General features: G+C 35.5%; 29 protein-coding genes. 18 read left to right on the forward strand and 11 right to left on the reverse strand.

The features are described from left to right. The first annotated feature begins 47 nt into the window (after positions 1 to 47). Positions 48 to 257 carry a hypothetical protein gene (locus tag BK577_RS10930; protein WP_404810097.1) on the forward strand — a complete coding sequence of 70 codons (210 nt, stop codon included), beginning with the start codon at positions 48 to 50 and terminating at the stop codon, positions 255 to 257. A gap of 117 nt (positions 258 to 374) precedes the next feature. Here the strand turns inward: BK577_RS10930 and BK577_RS10935 are convergent, their stop codons facing one another. Further along, complete coding sequence (locus tag BK577_RS10935; protein ID WP_078432908.1) at positions 375 to 824, reverse strand: Hsp20/alpha crystallin family protein; 450 nt, start codon at positions 822 to 824, stop codon at positions 375 to 377. 165 nt (positions 825 to 989) lie between these two features. Between BK577_RS10935 and rarD the strand changes: the two genes are divergently transcribed. From rarD to bshB2, 4 genes are read left to right on the forward strand one after another with little or no spacing between them, the layout of a single operon-like run. After that, positions 990 to 1,928, forward strand: coding sequence for an EamA family transporter RarD (rarD, locus tag BK577_RS10940; RefSeq protein WP_078432909.1), 939 nt, complete (start codon positions 990 to 992; stop codon positions 1,926 to 1,928). A gap of 11 nt (positions 1,929 to 1,939) precedes the next feature. Next, positions 1,940 to 2,227 (forward strand): hypothetical protein, encoded by a 288-nt coding sequence (locus BK577_RS10945; RefSeq protein WP_078432910.1) that lies wholly within the window; start codon positions 1,940 to 1,942, stop codon positions 2,225 to 2,227. Continuing rightward, entirely contained in the window at positions 2,224 to 2,574 is a 351-nt protein-coding gene (locus BK577_RS10950; RefSeq protein WP_078432911.1) for a YojF family protein, read from the forward strand. Before BK577_RS10945 ends, BK577_RS10950 begins: the two co-directional genes overlap by 4 nt. A 48-nt stretch (positions 2,575 to 2,622) precedes the next feature. Further along, on the forward strand, positions 2,623 to 3,288 hold the full coding sequence (gene bshB2 / locus BK577_RS10955; RefSeq protein WP_078432912.1) for a bacillithiol biosynthesis deacetylase BshB2: 666 nt from the start codon (positions 2,623 to 2,625) through the stop codon (positions 3,286 to 3,288). 159 nt (positions 3,289 to 3,447) lie between these two features. On the opposite strand, the gene BK577_RS10960 is transcribed toward bshB2, so the two are convergent. The 3 genes from BK577_RS10960 to BK577_RS10970 form a co-directional block, all read right to left on the reverse strand. Then, positions 3,448 to 4,610, reverse strand: a protein-coding gene (locus tag BK577_RS10960) for an IS3 family transposase (RefSeq protein WP_139367246.1) whose coding sequence is annotated in 2 segments (ribosomal slippage) — positions 3,448 to 4,301 and positions 4,301 to 4,610 — 1,164 coding nt in all. Because the reading frame shifts where the segments join, the coding sequence is not laid out codon by codon here. A 115-nt stretch (positions 4,611 to 4,725) separates the two neighbouring features. Continuing rightward, on the reverse strand, positions 4,726 to 5,136 hold the full coding sequence (locus tag BK577_RS10965) for a thiol-disulfide oxidoreductase DCC family protein (RefSeq protein ID WP_180321218.1): 411 nt from the start codon (positions 5,134 to 5,136) through the stop codon (positions 4,726 to 4,728). A 30-nt stretch (positions 5,137 to 5,166) separates the two neighbouring features. Further along, positions 5,167 to 7,017 (reverse strand): transglycosylase domain-containing protein, encoded by a 1,851-nt coding sequence (locus BK577_RS10970; RefSeq protein WP_078432913.1) that lies wholly within the window; start codon positions 7,015 to 7,017, stop codon positions 5,167 to 5,169. Positions 7,018 to 7,354: 337 nt separating this feature from the next. On the opposite strand from BK577_RS10970, the gene kapD reads away from it, so the two are divergent. Beyond that, positions 7,355 to 7,933: a 3'-5' exonuclease KapD gene (gene kapD / locus BK577_RS10975; protein ID WP_245823504.1), complete on the forward strand. Its 579-nt coding sequence runs from the start codon at positions 7,355 to 7,357 to the stop codon at positions 7,931 to 7,933. 91 nt (positions 7,934 to 8,024) lie between these two features. Here kapD and kapB read toward each other — a convergent pair whose 3' ends face one another. Continuing rightward, positions 8,025 to 8,408, reverse strand: coding sequence for a kinase-associated lipoprotein KapB (gene kapB / locus BK577_RS10980; RefSeq protein ID WP_078433538.1), 384 nt, complete (start codon positions 8,406 to 8,408; stop codon positions 8,025 to 8,027). 180 nt (positions 8,409 to 8,588) lie between these two features. On the opposite strand from kapB, the gene BK577_RS10985 reads away from it, so the two are divergent. Together BK577_RS10985 and BK577_RS10990 are read left to right on the forward strand one after the other, a co-directional pair. Next, a complete protein-coding gene (locus BK577_RS10985; RefSeq protein WP_078432915.1) occupies positions 8,589 to 8,789 on the forward strand; it encodes a hypothetical protein in 201 nt (66 codons plus the stop codon). Between the two features lie 109 nt (positions 8,790 to 8,898). Next, positions 8,899 to 9,471: a superoxide dismutase family protein gene (locus BK577_RS10990; protein ID WP_078432916.1), complete on the forward strand. Its 573-nt coding sequence runs from the start codon at positions 8,899 to 8,901 to the stop codon at positions 9,469 to 9,471. A gap of 74 nt (positions 9,472 to 9,545) precedes the next feature. On the opposite strand, the gene BK577_RS10995 is transcribed toward BK577_RS10990, so the two are convergent. Together BK577_RS10995 and BK577_RS11000 are read right to left on the reverse strand one after the other, a co-directional pair. Next, positions 9,546 to 10,865 carry an ATP-binding protein gene (locus BK577_RS10995; protein ID WP_078432917.1) on the reverse strand — a complete coding sequence of 440 codons (1,320 nt, stop codon included), beginning with the start codon at positions 10,863 to 10,865 and terminating at the stop codon, positions 9,546 to 9,548. A 252-nt stretch (positions 10,866 to 11,117) separates the two neighbouring features. Beyond that, entirely contained in the window at positions 11,118 to 12,290 is a 1,173-nt protein-coding gene (locus tag BK577_RS11000; RefSeq protein WP_078432918.1) for a MalY/PatB family protein, read from the reverse strand. A gap of 66 nt (positions 12,291 to 12,356) precedes the next feature. Between BK577_RS11000 and BK577_RS11005 the strand changes: the two genes are divergently transcribed. Beyond that, the gene (locus tag BK577_RS11005; protein WP_180321208.1) at positions 12,357 to 12,656 is read left to right on the forward strand and encodes a DUF1871 family protein; all 300 of its coding nucleotides are present in this window, start codon (positions 12,357 to 12,359) and stop codon (positions 12,654 to 12,656) included. 53 nt (positions 12,657 to 12,709) lie between these two features. Here BK577_RS11005 and BK577_RS11010 read toward each other — a convergent pair whose 3' ends face one another. Next, positions 12,710 to 13,537: an alpha/beta fold hydrolase gene (locus tag BK577_RS11010; protein WP_139367296.1), complete on the reverse strand. Its 828-nt coding sequence runs from the start codon at positions 13,535 to 13,537 to the stop codon at positions 12,710 to 12,712. A 397-nt stretch (positions 13,538 to 13,934) separates the two neighbouring features. Here BK577_RS11010 and BK577_RS11015 point away from each other — a divergent pair, with 397 nt between their 5' ends. From BK577_RS11015 to yugI, 5 genes are all read left to right on the forward strand, one after another. After that, entirely contained in the window at positions 13,935 to 14,435 is a 501-nt protein-coding gene (locus BK577_RS11015) for an Lrp/AsnC family transcriptional regulator (RefSeq protein WP_078432921.1), read from the forward strand. After that, positions 14,432 to 15,601 (forward strand): aminotransferase, encoded by a 1,170-nt coding sequence (locus BK577_RS11020; protein ID WP_078432922.1) that lies wholly within the window; start codon positions 14,432 to 14,434, stop codon positions 15,599 to 15,601. Before BK577_RS11015 ends, BK577_RS11020 begins: the two co-directional genes overlap by 4 nt. A 201-nt stretch (positions 15,602 to 15,802) precedes the next feature. Beyond that, positions 15,803 to 16,363: an RNA polymerase sigma factor gene (locus tag BK577_RS11025; RefSeq protein WP_078432923.1), complete on the forward strand. Its 561-nt coding sequence runs from the start codon at positions 15,803 to 15,805 to the stop codon at positions 16,361 to 16,363. Beyond that, positions 16,356 to 18,032, forward strand: coding sequence for a hypothetical protein (locus tag BK577_RS11030; RefSeq protein ID WP_078432924.1), 1,677 nt, complete (start codon positions 16,356 to 16,358; stop codon positions 18,030 to 18,032). The genes BK577_RS11025 and BK577_RS11030 overlap by 8 nt, the downstream gene beginning before the upstream one ends. A gap of 148 nt (positions 18,033 to 18,180) precedes the next feature. Continuing rightward, complete coding sequence (gene yugI, locus BK577_RS11035) at positions 18,181 to 18,579, forward strand: S1 domain-containing post-transcriptional regulator GSP13 (protein ID WP_078432925.1); 399 nt, start codon at positions 18,181 to 18,183, stop codon at positions 18,577 to 18,579. A gap of 327 nt (positions 18,580 to 18,906) precedes the next feature. On the opposite strand, the gene BK577_RS11040 is transcribed toward yugI, so the two are convergent. Further along, entirely contained in the window at positions 18,907 to 19,137 is a 231-nt protein-coding gene (locus BK577_RS11040) for a DUF378 domain-containing protein (RefSeq protein ID WP_078432926.1), read from the reverse strand. Between the two features lie 140 nt (positions 19,138 to 19,277). Here BK577_RS11040 and BK577_RS11045 point away from each other — a divergent pair, with 140 nt between their 5' ends. From BK577_RS11045 to BK577_RS11055, 3 genes are all read left to right on the forward strand, one after another. Beyond that, entirely contained in the window at positions 19,278 to 20,441 is a 1,164-nt protein-coding gene (locus BK577_RS11045) for an iron-containing alcohol dehydrogenase (RefSeq protein ID WP_078432927.1), read from the forward strand. 208 nt (positions 20,442 to 20,649) lie between these two features. After that, positions 20,650 to 22,002, forward strand: coding sequence for a glucose-6-phosphate isomerase (locus BK577_RS11050; protein ID WP_078432928.1), 1,353 nt, complete (start codon positions 20,650 to 20,652; stop codon positions 22,000 to 22,002). Positions 22,003 to 22,114: 112 nt separating this feature from the next. Then, a complete protein-coding gene (locus BK577_RS11055; RefSeq protein WP_078432929.1) occupies positions 22,115 to 22,519 on the forward strand; it encodes a YugN-like family protein in 405 nt (134 codons plus the stop codon). On the opposite strand, the gene BK577_RS11060 is transcribed toward BK577_RS11055, so the two are convergent. Together BK577_RS11060 and BK577_RS11065 are read right to left on the reverse strand one after the other, a co-directional pair. After that, positions 22,516 to 23,511, reverse strand: a complete 996-nt coding sequence (locus BK577_RS11060) for a potassium channel family protein (RefSeq protein ID WP_078432930.1) — start codon at positions 23,509 to 23,511, stop codon at positions 22,516 to 22,518. The genes BK577_RS11055 and BK577_RS11060 overlap by 4 nt on opposite strands. Then, on the reverse strand, positions 23,511 to 23,762 hold the full coding sequence (locus BK577_RS11065; RefSeq protein ID WP_078432931.1) for a hypothetical protein: 252 nt from the start codon (positions 23,760 to 23,762) through the stop codon (positions 23,511 to 23,513). Before BK577_RS11065 ends, BK577_RS11060 begins: the two co-directional genes overlap by 1 nt. A 166-nt stretch (positions 23,763 to 23,928) precedes the next feature. Here BK577_RS11065 and BK577_RS11070 point away from each other — a divergent pair, with 166 nt between their 5' ends. Further along, entirely contained in the window at positions 23,929 to 24,612 is a 684-nt protein-coding gene (locus tag BK577_RS11070; protein ID WP_078432932.1) for a zinc metallopeptidase, read from the forward strand. The last annotated feature ends 91 nt before the right edge of the window (positions 24,613 to 24,703 follow it).

Genomic DNA, 24,703 nt, shown 5'->3' on the forward strand with positions numbered 1-24,703 from the left:
TATGAATACTTATTAGTGTAGGTATTTATCTAGGAGGAGGTAAGAAGATGGGTCCATATATGATGAGAAATAATTTCCGTAGCCCTTACCCGGGAGGCAGATTTTTTATAGGTGCACCATTTGTTGGTGGACTTCTTGGTGGTTTGGTAGGTAGTGCCATCTTAAGACCAAGACCATTTTATCCATATCCGCCATACCCTTATTATGGTTATGGGTATGGATACGGTTATCCATATGGCGGTTATCCTTATTATTAATATAAAAAACTACCTGCAATGGTCTGCAGGTAGTTTTTTATTATGTGAAACTATCGTGATAGACAACCACTTTAAAATGAAGGGTTATTAGAACTTAGGGGGATTCATTAAAAAAGGTTAAGTTATATCAATCTCAGATAAACTAAACTCACTTAGCTTAATAAACTGGATTTCGATCCTATCCTCTAAAAACCTTGCTTTTGTCCCTTTTCTCTTAACAGGTGAGGGGAGAATGAATTTGGTTTGTTCTGAATCCTTAGGATAATTTATAATAAATAATTGATGAGTGGTATGCTGCAATTTGACATTTTCCCTGGACACATTATTTAAAGGGATGTTCACATAAACATAATCACTGGTTTCGAAGACCTCCGGTTTTTGAATAGTGGATGATTCTTTTGGTGAATAATCAGTTTGGAAGGGATAGCCACCTTGAGTTACGTCACCACCGAATACATTCTTCATAACTTGTTGGATATAGTTCTCCACTTCTTTCGGGTTCATTTTATTTAATTGCTTGGAAAAACCAGATTGACCAAAGGGGAATTGTTTATCCCATGGAAACATATAATCACTTCCTAATTCGGTTCATTTTAATACATATGATATGCTATTAAATAAAATAGGTTAGAGTGCATATCTGTTGTCGGACTTGATCTAAGATGTATATAATGGAATTTGGAATATATTAATAACTACTGCTTTGAGTTGACAGAATTGTGAGGTTTGATAATGAATAATGAAGTAAATGCATATAAAAAAGGCCTGTTTTATACTGCTTTTTCTTATATGTTGTGGGGGGTACTCCCACTTTATTGGAAGTTAATCCATGATGTAACTTCTGAAGAAATTTTAGCACATAGAATTTTTTGGTCTTTCTTGTTTATGCTTGCCCTATTAACTTTTTTTAAGGAATGGCCGAATGTTATTGATGTATGTAAGAAAATAGTGAGACAACCGAGTTTAGTTTTATTGCTTATTTTATCTTCTGTTTTAATTAGTATAAACTGGTTTGTGTATATATGGTCTGTAAATCATGAGCACTTGATAGAAACAAGTTTAGGATATTACATAAATCCACTTATAAGTGTTTTATTAGGAATGATATTTTTTAAAGAAAAATTAAATTTTTGGCAGAAGTTATCTTTTATCATCGCAGGAATTGGTGTTTTATATATGACGATAAACTATGGACAAATCCCATTCATTGCTTTGACCCTTGCTATTAGCTTCGGATTATATGGGCTGGCAAAAAAGATGACAAAGTTAAGCTCTGGAATTGGGCTAACATTCGAAACATTGGTTGTTACACCAATTGCGATTATTTATTTATTGATGTTGGCTTTACAAGGAGAAATGATGTTTCTTCAATTTGACATAGCAACAAATTTTCTCCTGATTGGAGCAGGTGTTGCAACAGCTGTACCATTACTTCTCTTTGCAAGTGGGGCTCAACGTATTCCATTATTTATGGTTGGTGTACTTCAGTATATAGCACCAACAATTACGTTAATAATAGGAGTTGTTCTTTATAAGGAACCCTTCACTATAACTGAATTGATTACTTTTTCATGTATTTGGACTGCCTTATTGCTCTTTACACTTTCCAATTCACGTCATTTTAAAAAGGTTGCAATAAAAATTAAGAAACCAAATTCTGTTGAGATGTAGGAGTGGAGATCTTGAAGAGCATAGAAATATTAGGAGCTTATAAATCACTTTGGTCAAACCGGTCATTGCCTATTGAAGAAAATCCTGAACATACATTAAGAAATGCGGTTGAAAAGGAACTAAAGGACGAAATGACTCATCCTAGACTCCGTAAAACACCGCATCAAAAGTTTACCTTATCGGTGAAAAGAATAGTTGCCTCTTCAATTGAAGATCAACTAAAAATAAAACTAATTGAGTATCATCTATCTATTTTAGAAGAACTGGAAAATGAAACAAATAGAGGAGGTTCACTATGAAAAGTATTACAAAACGAGATGTTCAAGGATATCTAAATCATTTTTTAAATAAACAAGTGTTTATACACTTAGAAACAACAACAGGCTCTTATTCTGCACATAAAGATGAAAAAAACATGACAGTTGTGGCCTTTATTCGAAATACAAAGGTTACTTATCACCAAGCAAAAATTACAGGAAATGGTCCATATCGAATTGGTCTAAAATTAGAAGATGGTTGGATATACGCAGAAGGTCTAACGGATTGGACCTTTAATGAAGAAGGGCAACTATTAACAGCTGGCCACAACTCAGAAGGGCAATTAGCTATAGCCTTGCAAATAAGTGAGAAACCATTTCACAATTAATAATAAGATCAAATGGACGTTTTAATCATGATATAGAGGTGAGTATAGATGAAGGAACATGTTTTAGTAATATTACCACATCCTGATGATGAAGCCTTTGGAGTAGCCGGACTGATAGCTTTAAATCGTAAAGCAGGAGTACCTGTTACATACGCGTGTGGTACTTTAGGTGAAATGGGCAGAAATATGGGAAACCCTCTTTTTGCGAACCGAGAGCTGCTGCCTCAAATTCGTAAAGAAGAACTAATCAATGCTTGTCAAGCAATGGATATTCAAGACTTACGAATGCTGGGATTACGAGATAAAACCCTCGAATTTGAAGATGAAGAACAATTAGCTGATCTATTTGAAAAGATTATTGATGAAGTTCAACCAACCCTTATTGTCACTTTTTATCCGGGGCATGGGGTCCACCCTGACCATGATGCATGTGGAGAAGGCGTAATCCGAGCTTTAAAGAGAAAGCCGATTGAAGAACGACCTGTTACATATTGTATGGCGATTACGAAGAACAGATTCGAAAGTATTGGTCATCCAGATGTTGAGATAAATGTAACAGATGTAGCAGATATTAAACTAAATGCATTAAAAGCACATCGTTCACAAACAGAGGGAATGTTAAAGGCGATGGAAGAGAAATTCCTAAATAAAGACCCTGAGGTCATGCATTGGTTTGAGAAAGAAGTGTTTTATACGTATAAATGGAATGATTAATAGCAGAAAAACAGGACTTACAGCCAAGAATCCGCAGAAGTTGATGTCTTTTCTTTTACTTTTATCCAACTATATAGTTAAATTTGCTTAAAGTACGAAAAAGAGTGTCTTACTGAACTTACCTAGCTATATGAGACACATATAAAACACCCCCTTTTATTAGGCTGCCATAACTCCGAATTCTTTTGGGGTGAGGTAGCCTAATTTTTCTTGAATTCTTTCCTCATTATAGTGATAGATATAATGATCAATCTTTGATACTACCTCCAAATTGGCTAAAGAATTAAACTTACAATACTGAAATTCCTCTGTTTTTAAATTAGAATGAAACGATTCAATTACTGCGTTGTCCCAACAATTTCCCCTCCTAGACATACTTCCGATCAAATGATTTTCTTTCACGTAATTTTGAAAAGTATAGGAAGTATATACGCTACCTTGATCAGAATGGATAATGACTCCTTCCGGATACTCACGTTTGATTAAGGCAGCCTCCAGTGTGTCAATTACTAATGGTATTTGTTGGTGATTATAAAGTTTATAAGCAACGATTTCATTATTAAACAGATCTATGATTGTTGAAAGATATAACGTTTCACTGCCGTATTGAAGATACGTAATGTCCGTAACCCATTTTTCATTTGGTTTACTTGCACTGAAATCTCGATTAAGGATATTGGGAGCAATTACTTCACTTCCCCCTTGAGATTTCCATTTGCGTTTCGGTTTCACTTTACACTGTAAGTGATGTTTTTGCATGATTTTTTGGACCGTATTCCGATTTAAGTGGATATGATGCTTACGCTTTAAAATAGACCTTATCTTACGATGCCCATTTCTATAGTTAGTCGATTTACATATCTCAATAATTAAATCCTCATGTTCATTCTTGTATTCGTTAACTCCATTCGACCAACGGTAATATGTAGAACGAGGAATCTCTAAAACTTTTAAAATAGCTATTACGCTGTATTGTTTACGCAGTTCTCCTACTAGCTGTACGACTACTCTTTTATCCACTCCTTTTTCATCGCTAAATACTTTTTTAAGATTTCATTCTCCATTTTCAAGTGGGTAACTTGGTTGTTAATTCGTTCATCCTCTCTCGCGGATTCTGGTCCATGACCAAACGTATATTGTTTCCCAATTGGTTGATCAAATCGATAGATCTCGCCCTTCTTATACCATCTCATCCAGGTCTCAACTTGTGATTTATTTTTTATATTGTACTTTTCCATGATTTCTTTTGTGGTTAACCTTCCTTCAAGTTTATCTTTTACAACCGCCCATTTAATTTCACTTGTATACACATTTTTGCCCACGCAAAAACACCTCCGATAAATGTACCTGTTTACAGTGTAACATTTACGTAGGTGTTTTATATTGTCTCACTAATTTAGGTTAGTCCACTTTGACTAATGTCAAAGGCCATCTTTTTTATTGTAAAAATCGATTTCTTACTTCTTTACTAGGGATCATACATTGGTCTTTTTGACCGAACCATTTATAACGATTTTTTGCGACAAGATCATATATAGTATCACGTAGTGGTCTTGGAGTCAGTTTCAATAAAACAGCGAAAAGTTTCCACTTGCCGCCTAATTGACGGCATATTTCCCTAACGGCTGCTGATTTTGTGAAGTAATGTTGACCGTGTATAAAGACCAAACTGTTTAAATCAGTTGTTGAAAGTTGATGTTCACGTAACAATTCTTGCCCTTTGTTCGACTGCAAAGCAGCAAATTTTATGATCCCTTTGTGATCATGGCGAATTAAGAATTGAACAGATCTGTCACAAAAATGACATACTCCATCAAAAAGCAATATAGAGGCATTATGGTTATTCACCAACTTAAACCCTCCTTTTAGTAGAATGAGTTATTTCATCATCTCTTTCCAAATAAGTTGTTGAGGTGATTGGGTATACATTCTTTCAATGTTAGCAGGCTTATCTTTTCCAACCCATACTGCCCCTGTATACGTTTCTGTCAGACCGGCAAACCAAAGATCATAATAATTGTTAGAAGTACCTGTTTTTCCTCCGATATAGTCACTTGGGAAGTATGCCTTTTGCCCTGTGCCACTTTTTACAACAGCTGACAGTAATGAAAGCATTTGTGTATTTGTTGATTCCTTCCAAACACGTGTTGGCTCTTCCTTCCACTCATAGAGAGTTTGCCCATTTAAATCTGTTACTTTGGTAATCGCATGGTTTTGATAAAAGAACCCTTTATTACCAAAGGTTGTGTAAGCATTTGTCAATTCTAGTGGTGATACACCAATGCTGACACCACCAATTGCAGCTGGAAGATGGTGGTCGCTATTTGAGATGTTTGCAAACTGAAAAGGATCCAAGTAAGAAAATCCTTTTTCAATTCCTATTTGATCGAGCAAGCGAACTGCTGCCGTATTATAGGAATATTTAAGGGCTGTCTCCAATGTGACCTTTCCATAATTTTTACCACTATAATTTTCCGGGCACCAGTCATCCTTACAAAATTCACCTGCGTCAATTCTTGAGGTAGCTGTTGCACCGGTAATATCAATGTAGGGAGCATAATCCAATAATGGTTTTATTGCTGAACCAGGTTGTCTGTATGCTTGATATGCTCTGTTAAATGAATATTTTTCATAATTTTTACCACCGGATAAAGCAACAATTTTGTGTGTTTTATGATTAATGACTGCAGCTGACCCTTGTATATCTTTTGATGGAATATACTGTTCTATGGCACGTACTAATGTATTCTGACGCTCAGTTTCCAATGCTGTATGGATAATAACACCCTTGCTTAAGACTTGATTCACTTTTTCATTTAGTTGTTTTTCAAGTGTTTCTTTATTTTTCGCTGATTCTGCTTGTTGAGCAAAGCCTTCTTTTTCAGCGATTAATTGTTTTAACTCTTGATGAACATATGTCACATAATCGGCATTAGTATCTGTCCGGGTTTTTATGGAAAGGTTGATAGAACCTTTCAAAGCATCCTGCAGTTCATCACTTGAGATAGAACCATTTTCATAAAGAATCTGAAGCAATCTTTCCTGCCGCTCTTTCGTTGCATGAAAGTTTTTTACCGGGTCGTACATAGTCGGGTTATTTGGTATAGCACTAATAAAGACAAGCTCAGCCAAGCTGAGTTCCTGAATTTGTTTATTAAAATAATAAGTGGAAGCTGTCCCAATTCCATATGTTCCATTTCCGAAGTATATGGCATTTAAGTAGGCTTCTAAGATCTGTTCCTTTGTGAAGTTTTTTTCCAGTTGATAGGAATATAAAAGCTCACTTAATTTACGATTATAAGTTTGTTCGTGTGATAAATAAACATTCCGCGCTAATTGCTGGGTAATGGTACTCCCACCCTGCTCAACCGATTGAGACTGAGCATTAATTAAAACTGCCCGAAGCATACCTGCTGCATCGAATCCGATATGTTCAAAAAAACGCTTATCTTCTGATTCGATGTATACTGTTTTGACAACATCAGGTATATCTTCATATGAAAGATATGTTCGGTTTTGTTGATCGGTAACAATCTCTGATATTAGGCGACCCTCATGATCAAAGACATAGCTGTTTTCAACGAGTTGAACAGATTCGATAGGGATTTTTTCATCTAATACAGTTCCCAATCCCTTAACTGCCTGAGATTCTTTTCCTGCTATAAATCCACAAAGGAGGAAAATGGGAACCATGATAAAGATACAAATCCAGCCAAATAATCTCCGCATACATTCACTTTCTTTCTATATTAGTAGACAAGGCTTTTTTAAGGTCATTAGTCCTATTGTACATGATTTTCTTAAAAATAAGCGTATTGATTGTGTATGTTCTAAAAAAATTATACCTAACAATCCTGCCAGTTGAATATATTTAAAATGAATCGTCCACCTTAAATATTTACTATAAAAAAATAGTCAAGGGATATTTCATTATTTTTCGGAAAATTGAAGTTCTTTCTTGCGCTTCGGTGATATAATGAAACTAACAAACTATTTCTTAGTAAAGGAGGAGTGAAACAGATTGGAGGGACAAGAGCAATTACTATTTATTGATTTTGAATTTACAATGCCAGAAGGAAAATCCAACCCAAAGGGTTTCTACCCTGAAATAATTGAAGTGGGTATTGTTTCTGTTAAAAACCAAAAGATTGAAGAGCAATTCTCCTCATACGTAAAACCAAACCAATTCCCCATTTTGAGTGAACGATGTAAAACCTTTCTGCAAATTTCACAGGAAAAAATAGACCAGGGTATGACGTTTTCTGAACTATTAAGTATTTTATCTAATTATAATCAAAAAGCCCCTACAACCGTTATTACGTGGGGGAATATGGATATGAAAGTATTAAGACATAATTGTGATATGAATAAAATAGAATTCCCGTTCACAGGTAAATTTAGAGATCTATCAATGGAATATAAAAAGTTCTTTGGAGATCGTAATCAAACCGGTTTATGGAAGGCTGTTGAAGAATACGGAAAGAAAGCTACTGGAAAACATCATCGTGCACTGGATGATGCTCTAACTACCTATAATTTATTCAAGTTAGTTGAGGATGATAAGCGTTATTTACAAAAACCGACTCCACCTACAATCGGAGACCGAATCGATTTATCAGAGGTTTTAAATAAATATGCAACATAACTTTATCAATGGAAGTAAACAAAGAAAAAAGCTCAATAACAATATTGTATGAAGTGTGGAGTAATATTGTTATTGAGTAAAGCATTTATGATTATTTAGGGAAGTATTCTTTTTCCAATACAAGTAGTCTGTTTAACGACAGTTTTGCCCACTCGGTGTTCATTTCTTCTAAATCCTGTTTCATAGCTATCACAGCTTTCTGTAAAGACTGATCATAATCTGGCATATCTCCATCAAAAGATTTAACCATCTGCTTTGGTACATTTGTTTGTTCATTAAAAGCTAAAGCTCTTCGTTCATGAAATATTTGGACATCCACCTGTTTCGGATTATGTAAATCTCCTTGTTGAGGATGCTTAATAACTGCTTTTATTTGGACTAAGTAATGCATTGGGCGAATGTCCGTAACAACTCCAATATATTTTCCTGTTTTATAAATCCCTGTTACAACATCTCCAATTTTCTTTTCTTCCACCATGTTTACCCCCTTAAACTAAACTTCATTTAATAAGAACTACTCTCTGTCTATACTACCATTTATTTCGGTAAGTCGGTATTCCGGCGTAATTGTGAACGTTTTGTTTTATCTGCTTTTGCAAACTAGTGAAAATCAAAAAATCTTGCTATAGTAGGACAAAGAGAGGGCGTGAATAAAATGGATTATCTAAACCCTATAATAGGATTGTTCTTATATTTCCCGGAGGATAAAACGGAATATATTCCAGCAGCTATTACAATGGTCATCTTTACAATCGCAGCGTTTTTTGCTTTCCGTTTTATATTAAAAGTATCAAAAAAGGAAGAAGACAAAGTGGATAACTTAATGAATGAAGGCAAACAGTCAAAAGAAAAGTGAGTATCTAACATGTTTTGCAATCGCTCACAGTTTTGTGTTCATGAATAGTATAAAAACAGACTGTAAAGCGAAAAATACCCTTTAGCCAATACTTTTGTTGGAGGGTATGATGAAGCATATAACTTTTTTTTCTATTGTGTTTCTTTTTGTATTAACCGGTTGTATGGAAAAGGAAATCACGAAAATGGATGTTGAAATGTTTAATACTAGCGGTGATTCTTTAGGGACAATTAAAGTGTCAGAGCAGTCAGAGGGTGTCGAACTGGATGTTATGCTGGAGGGATTGCCGGATGGGGAGCTAGGAATTCACATACATGAAAAAGGAACATGTGAAGCTCCCGAGTTTAAATCTGCTGGAAACCATTTTAACCCTGATGAAAAGCAACACGGGTTGCTTCATCCCGAAGGAGCACACGCAGGGGACCTGCCAAACATCATTTCGGAAAATGGGAAAGCTGAAGCAACATTAATGGCACCTCAGCTAACGTTAAAGGCTGACAAAAAAAACTCCTTGCTCCGTCAAGAAGGTACGTCTATTGTCATAACAGATGGTAAAGACGACGGAATGACACAACCTGCAGGCAATTCCGGACAGAGAATCGCATGTGGTGAAATTACTGAAAAAGAGGCAGAACGAAGCGATAAGAAGGAAGTTAAGCCTGAAGAGGAAGAACAGAAGTAAAAAGGATGACTAACAATCATCCTTTTTTGTGTATAAAATATGTATGATAACAAAAAACAATACCTATCTTTTTTCTACCCTAAATTTTGGTGCACCTCAAATGGATGTGTGGTGTTTTTGTTGACATAGAAGGGCAATCGAACAACGGCAATTGTTCCTTTGTCTAGTTCACTTGAATACTTTACAGATCCGCCATGACTGTTTATGATGCTGTAGGTAACGGTTAATCCGAGACCAGTCCCATTTTCTTTAAGAGAATAATAAGGCTCTCCTAAACGTTCGATTTGTTCTTTTGTCATTCCAACCCCATTATCCGAAATCTTAATATAAATAAGTTCTTCCTTCACTTCAGCTTTAATAGACACGATACCGTTGATACTTGGAACAGCTTCAATAGAATTTTTAAGAATATTTATAAATACTTGTTTTAATTTTGAACGGTCACCAAAGACATACAAGTTCTTTTCGATATCACAATTGAATCGAACCGTTTTGAAATTAGCATACGAAGTCATTAAAACCGTAATTTCATTTAGAGTATCAGTTAGGTTGATTTTTTCCTTTTGAATCTTGTGTTGACCAGCCATTCCAAGGTAGTCTGTAATGATGGATTGAGCTCGGTCTAATTCGGCAAGAACAAGATTCATATATTCTTTTCGTTGACTATCTGTGCTATCGGTTGAGTTTCCAATAAGCTGGACGAAGCCCCGAACAACAGTCAGTGGATTCCTGACCTCATGGGCTACACTTGCGGCAAGTTCACTCACTATGGATAGTTTTTCGGCTTTCACTAACTCTAAACGTAATACAGCTGTTGCTCTCATATATTCAATAAGGTAAACGGATAAGGCTAACATTAGGGTTAAAATAAAAATGGATATCCCGACAAGGAAAATTTGATGAAAATGAATCGATTCATATTTTGAAACGCTTACAAACAAAAATACTGCTAAGGAGAAACTCAGAATACTTGCGCCATAAAGCAGTGTGTATATGAATTTTTTCTTTAAGGAATATGTAAGCCAACGATTCCGAATGGATAGTGAAATGATACCATAGACTAGTATGCTAATACCCAGATAAAACAGGCTATATTCATACGGATATACAAAATAAGCTATTGTTGATAGAAGAGTGATAAAGCCGGAAATATAGCCGCCATATACAAAACTAATAAATAATGGGATTGTATGCAAATTGAAATATAAACCATCAATAATTTCAATTGGAGCAATAATGCAAAGAATGGATGAAATCATACACCCGATTGTGATTAAAGGTATATTCGTTTTCAATGCATTAAGATCATTCCTGCTTAACCAAAACAGATGAAAGATAAAAATTGGTAAAATAACAAATGTAGTTTGTAGGATGATATCTTTTACGAGATCCATTATTAGTCACCTTTAGTTAGTAAAAGTATTTTCTGTCTAATTATACCATTACTTGAAGGGGATTTGTTTAAAATTTTAATACTTTAAAAAAGTTTAACTATATTAAAGTATTAAAGTATAAGAAAAGACATTGACTTCCCCATTCTTGGCAGTAAGTATTGTTTTTCTATAATAATTGGATCTTTTTTATACCAAAAACTCTTCAGATATCAACTGATTGGAAAATCTAAAGAGTTTTTGGATGGATCGTTATTAAGCTTTTAAAGCTGTGACAAGCCTTTCCATTCCTTCAATAATAGTTGATTTTGGACAGGCAATATTCATTCTTAAAAATCCTTCCCCATTTTCCCCAAATTTAGATCCGATATGTAATGCCACTTTCCCCTTTTTAAGTAGAAGTTCTTGTAATTCTTTATCTGTTTTATTTAAACTTCTTGCATCAAGCCATACAAGATATGTGGCTTCAGGTCTCATGACTTTCACTTCGGGTAAATGCTCTTTTAAATAGTCTTCGATTATGACAACATTTTCCTCCAGGTATGGGAGAAGTTCATCAAGCCATTTTTCACCATAAGAGTAGGCTGCTTCCATTGCATCCGCACCTAATGTATTAATGCTCAGAAGACCGAAAAGTTGTTGAACATCGTGATATCTTCGTTTAAGAGAATCATTAGGAATAAGCACGAGAGAAGCCTGGAGGCCTGCTAAATTAAATGTTTTACTTGGTGCGATACATGTAACTGTCTGCTTAGCGATATCCTCTCTTATTGATGCGATTGGTGTATAACTATTACCGAATAATAAAAGATCCGAATGAATGTCATCTGAAATGATGATGACATTATGTTTAATACAAAGATCACCGATTTTAGTCAATTCTTCCCGCGACCAAACACGTCCACTAGGATTGTGAGGGTTACAAAGGATAAACAGCTTGGTTTTTTCATCAGAAAGCTTTGCTTCGAGGTCATCATAATCAATCTCATAGCGGAAGTCTTCATTAAGAATTAATTTATTGAATAATACCTCTCTCTCATGCTTTTGAGCAATTTCAAAGAAGGGATAATAAACAGGTGGTTGAACGACGATTTTTTCGTCATGAGATGTAAAAGCATGAATAGCTAAACTAATTGCCGTTACAATCCCGGGGCTATATGTGATGGTTTGGGTATCAATCTCCCAACTATGCCGTTTTTTTAACCAGCTCTGCACGGCTTTTTCCATATTTGTCCCCGGCATTGTATAACCAAAAATTCCATGATCAACACGGGAGTGTAATGCAGCTGTTACTTCTTCAGGTACTGAGAAATCCATATCTGCTACCCACATTGGCAAGACATTTTCCACACCGAAAATTTTTTTTGTATAGTCCCACTTTACTGAATCTGTTTGTTTTCGATTAATCACTTTATCAAATCGACTCACTGATTATCACACCTCATCTTTTTATTGTTAGATTCTAATGTATACTCTTACTATAAGTATGTTACAATGGCAGTGCAAAAAATAAGATTATTAAAGGTGAAAAAATTGGAAGCACAACAAACGAATTTGAAAATTATGGATGTATTATTGCAATGGGATCCTTTAGGTTATGGGGCAGGCCATTATGAAACAGAAGTAGTTGATGTGTTGCAAGCTGTACATCTTTTTGAAGAAGAAATAAAACTTGCAAGAAAAATACAAGCCATTTATGAGTTTTCCTTTGAAGAAATTATTCCACTTTCCGATTGTGAAAAGATGGCTGGAAAACTTTTATTCATAAAAAACAACTCAAGCTGTGAGATTTAATCGAAGTAGGATATAGAGGGAGCCCTTATGATAAAGATTCATAAGGGCTTCTTTTACGTTGCCTGGTAAAAAAATGAAGCAATTTTTTCAGATACATGTTCAGGTCTTTCTTCAGGCACAAGATGTCCAGTTTGTTTAAAGGAAAAAAACGTTGAATTCGGTAAATCCTTTTTTAATCTTTCCCCGATATGAACTGGTACGACTTTGTCTTCATTCCCCCAAAGAAGTAAGCTTGGTTGTTCAATTAGCTTTAATTCTTCTGACGAAAGATCACCTTCATGATCACGAATCATCCGGTTTAACGCTCTGAAAATTTTATCATCTAGAAACGGTTCCATATATCCATCCATCATTTCCTGGTCAATAAGAGACCGATCATGAACAACATTGTATAAATTCTTTAAAACACCTTGTCTTGCCAACCAATGTTTTATCCCTAAATAGAAATAGGGAAAATATGAACCGACCTTTAAACTAGGGTGGACACCTTTCATATAGCCTGAGCTGCATAGTAATGCCACTTTTTCAAATAAATCAGGTCTCTGCTTAGCGGCATTTAGAGAAACTTGTCCACCCATTGAATGTCCCACAAGGTATGCTTTCTTTATATTTAACCTTTCTACTAACTGAATAACGACCTTTGCCATGTTTGAGTAGGAATGGACAAAATTTGTTGATTTTTCTGTTTTGCCAAATGGAGGTAAATCAATTGTCACAAGTGTAAAATCCTCCTGTAAGATTGGAATAATCTTACGATAGCAAAAGCTGGAGGAAAGAAATCCATGAATTAAGACAATGGTTGGATTATGAGGATTATGTTTATATACCTCATAGTGAACGTTAATGCCAAGTATTTTCATGGCACTGCAATAATAATCCATAAGCATTCACTCCAATTTTCCTATAAATTATCGTTGATTGTATGGTAAAATATTAGATTGATTTAACATGTTGTATTTTATGTGTGTCTAGCTCCAGCGCCTAGCCCCGAAGCACAGGACGTGCAAAGTGTAGTTACAGCGACAGGACGTCGCGTTAGTAACTGCCTCGAGGTCATAAGCCGCAAATGAATTGAAGACAAAAAACGTCTTCTATTCATTTACTTCTTATGCTTGTCGGGGCTGATCAAGGCGCTTGCGCTTTTCTTTTAGGTTATACGGAAAAATAAAAAACACTCATGTAAAAATCTACCCCTATTTCTTTTTGTGAAACATATGAAAAATAAGTAATATGGTGGTATAATTGTCTGAAGATTTGAAAAGTAGGAGTGGTATTTAAATGAAGTTTAGTGAAAAAGAAGTGGAGCTGTTAGAAATATTACAAGACGACTGCCGCTTGACTGCAGAACAAATCGCCAAAATGATTGATCTATCAGTGGAAGAAACAAATAACATCATAAAAAAACTTGAAGAGCAGCGGATTATCGTTGACTATACAGCACAGGTGAACTGGGCCAAAGTGGAAGGACATGAAGGTGTTAAGGCAATGATTGATGTGAAAGTCCAACCGAAGCGAGGCGTTGGCTTTGATGATATCGCGAAGCGTATTTATCGTTTCAATGAAGTGAAATCAGTCTACCTTATGTCTGGAGCATATGATCTTTCCGTCATTATTGAAGGGAAGTCTATGTCGGCAATTGCACAGTTTGTATCCGAGAAGCTTTCAACATTAGATTCAGTATTATCAACAACAACTCATTTTATCTTAAAGAAATATAAACATGATGGTACTATATTCGAACAAGATGATGAGGACAAAAGAATTGTGGTATCACCATGATTGAACCGTCTCATTATCTGTCAAGTACAGTCAAAAGCTTAAAACCATCAGGAATTCGAAAGTTTTTTGACTTGGCTTCAAGCATGGAAGGAGTAATCTCCTTAGGTGTAGGTGAGCCTGATTTTGTTACTCCATGGAACGTAAGGGAAGCAAGTATTCTTTCACTCGAGCAGGGGTATACATCTTATACGGCTAATGCCGGATTGCTTGAGTTGAGAAATGAAATTAGCTATTACCTAAAAGAAAAAACAGATATCACTTACAGTGCTAAAGAAGAGATTCTTGTTACAGTAGGCGCAAGCCAGGCACTTGATATTGCATTAAGAGCAATCGTAAATCCGGGCGATGAAGTAATTGTAATCGAACCGAGCTTTGTTGCATACTCGTCTCTGGTATCATTAGCTGGAGGAGTTCCTGTTTCAGTTCAAACAAGCGGAGAAATGGAATTTAAATTACAGCCATCAGATCTGGAAAAAGCAATTACAGAAAAAACAAAAGCGATCATTTTGTGTTCTCCGAGCAATCCAACCGGAACAGTTCTCAATAAAGAGGACCTTGAGAAAATAGCTAGTATTATTGAAAAACATGATTTATTAGTTATCTCAGATGAGATTTATGCAGAGCTGACATACGATGAAGCTTATACAAGCTTTGTTTCAATCGAGGGGATGGCTCAACGTACAATTCTTGTCTCTGGTTTTTCAAAAGGTTTTGCGATGACAGGCTGGCGTCTGGGATATGTGGCAGCACAACAGGAGTTTTTAAGTGCTATGCTGAAAATTCATCAATATGCCATGATGTGTGCGCCAACAATGGCTCAATATGCTGCAGTTGAAGCGATCAAAAATGGAAAAGAAGATGTTATGCATATGAAAAAAAGCTACAGACAACGAAGAAACCTGTTTGTTAGTGCGTTAAATGAAATGGGGCTTTCGTGTCATGTGCCTGGAGGAGCTTTTTATGCATTCCCATCAATTCAAAAAACAAATCTATCTTCAGAAGAATTTGCAGAAGAATTATTAATGGAAGAGAAGGTAGCCGTTGTACCTGGAAGTGTCTTTGGAGAAAGTGGAGAGGGGTATATCCGTTGCTCTTATGCATCTTCCCTAGAGCAACTACAAGAAGCTTTGCGAAGAATGCAACGTTTTGTACAAAAAAAATGCTGACCATTTAGGTCAGCATATATAGAGAAAAAAAGGGGGGAAATACTAGAAAGCCTTATGGATATAGTATTCCCCCCTTTTTGTATATATTAAACCCATTTTTTTGTTTTTTCCTCATTTTATTTCTCCATCCAGTTCCATTCAAGCTTGCAACAAATTCCTGTAACCATTCGTTTAATGAGTGAAAGAGGAGGGCAGTGAAACATGAATGAAGATGACTTAATCAAAAAAGCGAAACAAGGCAATATGAATGCATTTCAGCAACTGGTAGAGATGCATTATCCCATCGTTGAGAAATTTGCCTATCAATTAGGAAATAGACAGGATGAAATTGAAGATATTACGCAGGAAGTATTTATTCGCGTATATCGTTTTCTTGATCAATTTACGAAAGCTAAATTTTCTACGTGGTTATATAAAATCACCTTAAATGTCACGAGAGACTTTGCTCGGAAACGACAGTCCAACCTTCGTAAGGTATTTAAAATACAACAGGATTTTAGAAATGAAGACTATCCCGAAACAGAAGCCGAAGTGATTCGAAATGAAGAAGACCGGATGCTGCATTTAGCCATACAAAAGCTGGATGAAAAATACCGAGTTCCAATCGTGCTATTTTACTTTCATGAAAAAAAATATGAAGAAATCGCTGATATTATGTCCATTTCGTTATCAACTGTTAAAACAAGGATTCTCAGAGGAAAAACAATGCTAAAGAAAGTAATAGAAGAGTTCAAGAAGAAGGAAGGTGACATTTATGGATGACAAATTATTTGAAGAACAAATGAAGAATCTAAAGAACTCTTATGACCAAATGTCAACGATCTCTTCTGTCGAAAAAATTGTTGGGGAAGTAAAAAAAGCAGAAAAACCATATAAGCGGAAAGTAAAGCTCACATTACCATATGTCGCATCGTTTATTGGAGTTTTGTTCATTGCAGGCTTACTAGCAACACAGCTATTAACTCAGCCTGAAAATACAGGTACAAACTCACCACCTTCTAAGAATACAACTGAAAATCAGCCTGTAACAGCTAATGACATTGAGACTGCAATGAACGAAATAAGAGGATATTATGAAAGAAAAGTGGATGAGCTTGAAGAAGAGCTAGGTTTTCAAGATGTGGAACAATATGCATTTGTACAGGAAGCCAAAGAGGCTGTTCAAAAATTTGAAGAGCGAACATCGTACAAAACGCAAACTGAGCTAAAAAATTACTCGGACAATGTAAAGCAAATCATTGATTTACGTGTATCTCTCCCTAACGAAGAATTTGAATTAATTCGTACCATGACTGAAGACGGTCAAGTGAGTGACGAGGAAATCATCAAATATATTGAAAAACTGGAATATCTGAAAGAAAGATATACAGATAAATGGCAAAAAGTTTATGAAGAGTATCAAGCAGAAGTAACGAACATATCAGAATATGTGAAGAAGTTAAATTCACCTGATTTTAGCAGCGGCTCTAAAGAATATATCGACTTAGTTGAAGAAATGAAACGTATGGGATATATCTTTATTGATGGTGGTGAAGGTACCATTTATTTTAAGATAGACTATACAAAAATCTCAGAAGCTTTTAATGGTCAAATGTCAAAAGAAGTAGAGGGTTATCTTGACATTCAGCAAGGAGCTAAAATCACATCTGATGGTGCTTTAATTATTACCAGGAAAGAGCTTGAGGAGAGAATCATTCTTTTAGAAGGCATTATCTTAAAAAATCCAACTTTTAAAGACCTAAATGAAGTAAAGTCATTATACCAACTATGGGTTCACTATTATTTGACCGGGTTAAACAATACTCCAATCAAAAATGAACAAGGATATATTGACGAAGAAATTCTAAACGAGTTTGATCGCTTTATTTCAGCAAACCCTAACAGTGAGACATCTAAAATTGTACAGAGCTTTTTGAATAAACTAAGAGACCAAAACAATCAATTAACAGATGAGTTAAAACAAGAGGTAGAAACCCTTATTCCATCCAACTTAAAAGTTGTTCCAAATGGATTAAGTGTGAATCTATTACCGTTGACAGATCAAATGATGGAAACGTATGAAGCATATAAACAATCAGAAAATAATCAGCTATTAGATGGTCCTTTTGCTGGAAATAATACGATTGATTTGGTTGTAGCACGAATGTATATGTACGCTCTTGTTACAGAGGATTATGAGATGGCATATATCTTGACTTATAAAGGGCCAGGTTCTGATGTCCCAACACTTGAGCAATTTACATCAGAAATAAAGGGAGCAGAACTAAATATTCAAAAGTTGTCAAACGAAGTGAAAATGGTTAATTGGACTTATACCCAAGATGGAGAAAGAGTAGAGCATACTTATATTAAACAAAATGGAGAAACAGCTCAGTTCAAGCTTCGACTTGAAGATGGGGTTCCAAAAGTAGAATATCGGTCACTATTTTAAAGCAACGAGTTCATCGTTGCTTTTTTTAGGGTATACTACAATGTGAGAGAGCAGTTCAAAATCTTTTGTCAAATGTCTTAAGCTGTGGTATAATTTTTAATTGCGTATATTGGGACATATAAATATAAGAAAAATAGGAGTGTTAAATATGACAACTAAGTTTGAAATAGGTAGTGTTCATACAGGAAAAGTAACAGGAATTCAACCATACGGAGCATTCGTTGCACTTGATGAAGAAACACAAGGATTAGTACACATCTCTGAAATTACACATGGTTTTGTTAAGGATGTAAACGAGCACTTAAATATAAATGATGAAGTGCAAGTGAAAGTTCTTTCAATTGACGAAAAATCAGGGAAAATTAGCTTATCAATCCGTGCAACTCAAGAAGCACCTGTGGAAGAGAAAAAAGAAGCTCCTAAAAAACCAAAAAAACGTCAAGCAACTGTTAAGGCTGAGACTGAAACTCCTCAAGGTTTCAATACATTGAAGGATAAACTAGAAGAGTGGATTGAGCAATCAAAACGCGAAGAAGTAAAAAAATAAGAATGAACGGTAAAAAGGATGTCCCCAATGCATTGGGGACATCCTTTTGTTTACCTAAATAAAAAAGTAAAAGACTAACGTAGTGTTAGTCTTTTCTACCTTGTTTTTGACATTATTAACTGCAAGAATTTGATAACCGCTTTGACATCCAGCTCCAGCGCCTAGCCTTAGATCGCACAGGACGTGCAAGTGCAGTCAATGCGACAGGACGTCGCGTTTTTGACTGCCTCTAGGGTCTAGTCAATTTAGAATTGAAGGCAAAGAACGCCTTCTATTCTAAATCGTCTTATTTGCCCGGGGCTAACCAAGGCGCTTGCGCTTTTGTGTTTATCTTGCTTCTGGACGTGGTTCTCTTGACACTTCTTCAGAAGGCTTAAATAATAGCCCAAGGTTGATTAAGCCAGCAATACCAACTAATCCGTAGATAATTCTTGATAATGCTGACGTTTGTCCACCAAAGATAGCGGCTACTAAATCGAATTGAAAGAATCCGATTAACCCCCAGTTAATGGCTCCGATTATTGTAAGTACAAGTGCTATACGTTGAATTGCGCTCATTGTGCAACCTCCTTAGTTGTGAACTACATTATTATGTTGTGAAAAATAATTATTTCTATTCAAAAATTTTTTCTCCTCATGCACATTTCTTTACAAGAAAACGTGAAAATTACATAATCTAAATATGGAGGCGATAATGAATGGAAAACTTTACATATTATAATCCCACAAAACTTATTTTTGGTAAGGGACAAGTCGAGCAATTAGAAGCAGAGGTTCCTAAGTATGGAAGGAATGTACTCCTTGTATACGGTGGAGGGAGCATTAAGCGTAATGGTCTATATGACCAAGTTGTTGAGATACTGAATAAATCCAATCTTCAATTGTTTGAATTAGCCGGGGTGGAACCGAATCCAAGATTGTCAACGGTTCATCGCGGAGTTGAAATTTGTAAGGAGGAAAACATAGATTTTATATTAGCTGTGGGTGGAGGCAGTGTTATTGACTGTACAAAAGCGATTGCTGCCGGGGCGAAATATGAAGGCGATGCTTGGGATATTGTCACAAAGAAACACATTCCAACAGAAGCTTTACCATTTGGTACAGTTTTAACAATAGCTGCAACTGGTTCAGAAATGAATTCAGGATCTGTTATTACAAATTGGGAAACAAAAGAGAAGTACGGATGGGGAAGTCCGCTAACTTTTCCTAAATTTTCAATTTTAGATCCTGTTAATACATTTTCGGTTCCAAAGGATCATACGGTCTATGGAATTGTTGATATGATGTCACATATTTTTGAACAATATTTTCATCATACAAAAAATACTCCATTACAAGACCGCATTTGCGAATCAACACTTAAGACAGTTATTGAAGCAGCACCAAATTTAATTGATGATTTAGAGAATTATGAGCTGCGCGAAACCATTCTTTATTCTGGTACTATTGCGTTAAATGGACAGCTGCAAATGGGATATCGAGGAGATTGGGCAAGTCACAATATTGAACACTCAGTATCAGCAGTATATGATATACCACATGCAGGTGGATTGGCGATTCTTTTTCCAAACTGGATGAAGCATAATCTTGATGTGAATGTCTCTCGCTTTGTTCAGCTTGCCGTTAACGTGTTTGATGTCGATCAAACTGGTAAAGATGACCGGACGGTTGCGCTAGAGGGAATAGATCGATTACGTGAATTCTGGAGTAGCATTGGTGCTCCTAGTCGATTAAAGGATTATAATATCAACGATGAAAATATTGATTTAATGGCAGACAAAGCCATGGTTAACGGTGAATTTGGAAACTTTAATAAACTAAACAAACAAGATGTAGTTGATATTTTAACTGCTTCTTTATAAAGTTAAAACACGGAGTAATAAGGAAGTTACTCCGTGTTTGCTTTGCGTGAAAAGATGTCATTGTAAAAAGAGCAAAGATTTAAAGTATAAAAAATAAAAGATTGATGATAACGTTTACATTAAAGATCTTTGCTTGATTTAACTTATTAGTTTAGATAAAGTGATATTAAGCTATATTATAAGATGAATAATGGAGGAAAAAACTGTTATGACGCATGTAAGCTTTGATTACTCTAATGCTTTATCCTTTTTTAACGAACATGAAATTACATACCTACGTGACTTTGTAAAGGTAGCACACCATTCTATTCATGAACAAACTGGCGCTGGTAGTGACTTTTTAGGTTGGGTAGATCTACCGAAAAACTATGACAAAGAAGAATTTGCACGTATTCAAAAAAGTGCTGAAAAAATTAAAAATGATTCTGACGTTCTTCTTGTTGTTGGAATTGGCGGCTCATACTTAGGAGCTCGCGCAGCAATTGAAATGCTGAACCATTCTTTCTACAATTCTTTATCAAAAGAACAAAGAAAAACTCCACAAGTGATCTTTGTTGGTAATAACATCAGTTCTACATATATGAAGGATCTTCATGATTTATTAGAAGGTAAAGATTTCTCAATCAATGTTATTTCTAAATCAGGAACGACAACTGAACCTGCATTAGCGTTCCGTATCTTCAGAAAGCTTCTTGAAGAAAAGTATGGAAAATCTGAAGCAAAACAACGTATATATGCAACAACAGATAAAGCACGTGGTGCTCTTAAAACGCTTGCAACAGAAGAAGGGTATGAATCATTCATTATTCCTGATGATGTTGGTGGACGATATTCTGTCTTAACAGCTGTAGGGTTACTCCCAATCGCTGTTACTGGAGTGGATATTGAAGCAATGATGAAAGGGGCAGCAGCAGCTAGTGATGACTTTGGTAAGTCAGAGCTTGAAGAAAATCCTGCCTACCAATATGCGGCTGTACGTAATGTTCTTTATAATAAAGGAAAAACAATTGAAATGCTTATTAACTATGAGCCGGGTCTTCAATACTTTGCTGAATGGTGGAAACAATTATTTGGTGAAAGTGAAGGAAAAGACCAAAAAGGAATTTATCCTTCTTCCGCAAACTTCTCAACAGATCTTCATTCATTAGGTCAATATGTTCAAGAAGGCCGTCGCGACATTTTTGAAACAGTTATTAATGTTGAAACTCCTCGCCATGAGCTAATTGTTGAAGCTGAAGAGAGTGATTTAGACGGATTAAATTACCTTGCTGGAAAATCAGTTGATTTTGTTAACAAAAAGGCATTCCAAGGTACAATGCTTGCTCACACTGACGGCGGTGTACCAAACTTAGTTGTATCTATTCCACAAATGGACGAGTACACATTTGGTTACTTAGTGTATTTCTTCGAAAAAGCATGTGCGATGAGTGGTTACTTATTAGGAGTGAACCCATTTGATCAACCTGGTGTTGAAGCATATAAAGTAAATATGTTTGCATTGCTTGGTAAACCTGGTTTTGAAGAGAAGAAAGCTGAGCTTGAAAAACGTTTAGAAAAATAATCTGTATAATGAAGGGCTGACAAATGTAATTGTCGGCCTTTTTAATTTGTGTGCTGCACGAAAGCATGTTTTTTCATAAATGGGCAAATCTAAAGAAAAAGGAGGGTTTGCCATGATTGAGGTTCGTTCAAGATTAGAAGGACAAACATTTCAATTATATGATTTAGAACAAACACTTAAGCCTTTGGGATATGATATTGGGGGAAATTGGGATTATGACCACGGGTCTTTTGATTATAAAATTGATTCAGAAGTTGGCTATCAATTTTTAAGAATTCCTTTTACATCGGTAGATGGGCAGCTTGACTCACGTAATACAACAGTTAAGCTTGGAACACCTTTTCTTTTATCACATAAATATCAAATTGGTCTAGATGACCACGTTCATATTGGAAACTTTAGTGCTTCCTTTGATCAGTTTCAGGAGCCTGTTGATAAGGATGCAACCTTCCCTAAAAGATATATTGATTTAGGGAAGGCGCTTGTGAAAGAGCTTGAGGCTGAATTATTGGATTAGTGGGTAAAGACAATTAAGTAATCATCCTGTTGAATTGAAAAGGAGAGAGGCGGATTTACTTTTGCTTCTTCTCCTCTTTTTATTCCAATTAAAATGGATTCATTTTCTAATAGTTCATAACTTGCTTCTCTAAATGTTTTTCCTATTAACCATTGATCAGCAGGTATGACTTTGAATGAATTCCCGTTGGCCGGGTTAAACTCCGAGTAAAAAGATGATAGCCCGCTTTTTGCCAGGTAGCTGCTCATCATCAAATGACTTGTTAGTTTATAGGTTTTAATGATTTCATCTGCTCCTGCTCTTGTTGCATTATTCGTTTGCTGTTCAGTTAATATCTCAATAACACAATAAAGTTTAGGGTTAATCCCTTTTAAAGCTAACAAGACTAGAATGGAGCTCATATCAGCGTCTTGTTCGTTTTTGTGCTGGTCGGCGGTTATGATCGCTGCATCAGCTTCCAGCACCTTTGCTTTTAATAAGGTATCATCATGTATCGGATTTCCTTTAATAAAATGAACATTTTCAATTAAAGGAGATTCTTTTAATGATTCATCTATAAGGACAATTTGTTTAAAAGGTTTAACTGTTTGAAGAGATTCAACCATTTCTTTTGCTTTCTCATTCCATCCAATTAATACAACATGATTTTTTCCGGTAAACCGTACTCTTCCTTCTAAATAAGAATGCTGCCTTTTTATTGCTGCTGTAGACACACTCGCAAAATAGGCGGTTACAAAGCTTGCTCCTGCTAATATCATGAGCATAGCAATTCCTCTGCCGACATATGTTTGTGGAACATAATCTCCAAATCCTACAGTTGAAACAGTGACAACAGCCCACCAAATTCCATCAAAAATTGTGGGGAATTCATCAGGCTCCACAAGTGAAATGATTTCTCCAAATATAAGTACAATAAGGAGAACAATAATGGTAATTCGGTAATGAATTGGCCATCGTAACCACTGAACAATCGTTCTATTTGTTCTTGCCATTATGAATCTCCTTTCTTATTCGGTATAAAAGATAATACTTCTTTTACAATGGTATTGATTTTTGCTGTTACTTCCTCTTTTCCGTAGAAACTTATGGCCTTTTCAATCGTTTCGATCGTGTCTTCGGTAAATTCAATTAATGCCATATCTTCTTCAGAGTCATTATAAAATCCGATAAACGTATCTAATCCTTCGTTCATTTTATCTATCGCTTCGCTTAAGAGTTTTTTTTCTTCTTCATTTAATTTCAAGCTGTTTCACTTCCTTTAAATGACGATCATCCTACACAGGTATGTTTAGTATGTACACATTTAGATATAGCTTGCGAAATTCATGGAAATTAAATTTCTATGGTAGAAATAAAGCTTTTGCCCAAACTATAATTAATGATTACGACTTATAGGAGGGTTAAATACGATGTTTTTTCATCCATTGGATTTTTTAATTATAATTGCTTTTGGACTTTCATTATGGGCTCAATTCAGGGTGAAAGGGAATTTTATGAAATATGCCGGAGTCTATGCATCCTCAGGATTGACAGGTGCTGAAATAGCCAGAAATTTATTAGATCAAAATGGGTTATATGATGTACCGGTAGAACATATAAGAGGATCATTAACAGATCATTATGATCCAATGAAAAAAACCGTCAGGCTATCGGATTCAGTTTATGGCAGCCAATCAATAGCTGCTGTTTCTGTTGCTGCTCATGAAGTAGGTCACGCCATCCAGCATAGTGAGGCATATGGAGCACTCGTACTTCGTCATAAAATGTTTCCCATTGTAAATTTCACATCCGGTATTGCCCCATTTTTATTGCTGGGAGGGTTTTTATTAGGGAGCTTAAATTTAATTGGATTAGGTATTATCTTTTTCTCGGCTGTGGTTGCTTTTCAGCTTGTTACACTTCCAGTGGAATTTAATGCAAGTTCAAGAGCAAAGCAGTTAATGATATCTGAGGGTTATATAACAAACGCAGAGGAACGGGGTGTTAGTAAAGTTTTAAATGCTGCTGCTTTAACATATGTAGCTGCTGCACTTATATCATTGCTCCAACTATTTAAGTTTATAGCGATTTTTTCCCAAGGTAATCGAGAATAATGAGAGTCTTTTGTAATATAGTAGTTGATCCAACCTCTTTAATGTGTAGGACAAAAGTCGAATTTTGTCAAAATAAAAAGTTTTTTCTAGT

Origin of the sequence: Metabacillus halosaccharovorans (assembly GCF_002019635.1) — a bacterium.
GTDB classification, from domain to species: domain Bacteria; phylum Bacillota; class Bacilli; order Bacillales; family Bacillaceae; genus Metabacillus; species Metabacillus halosaccharovorans.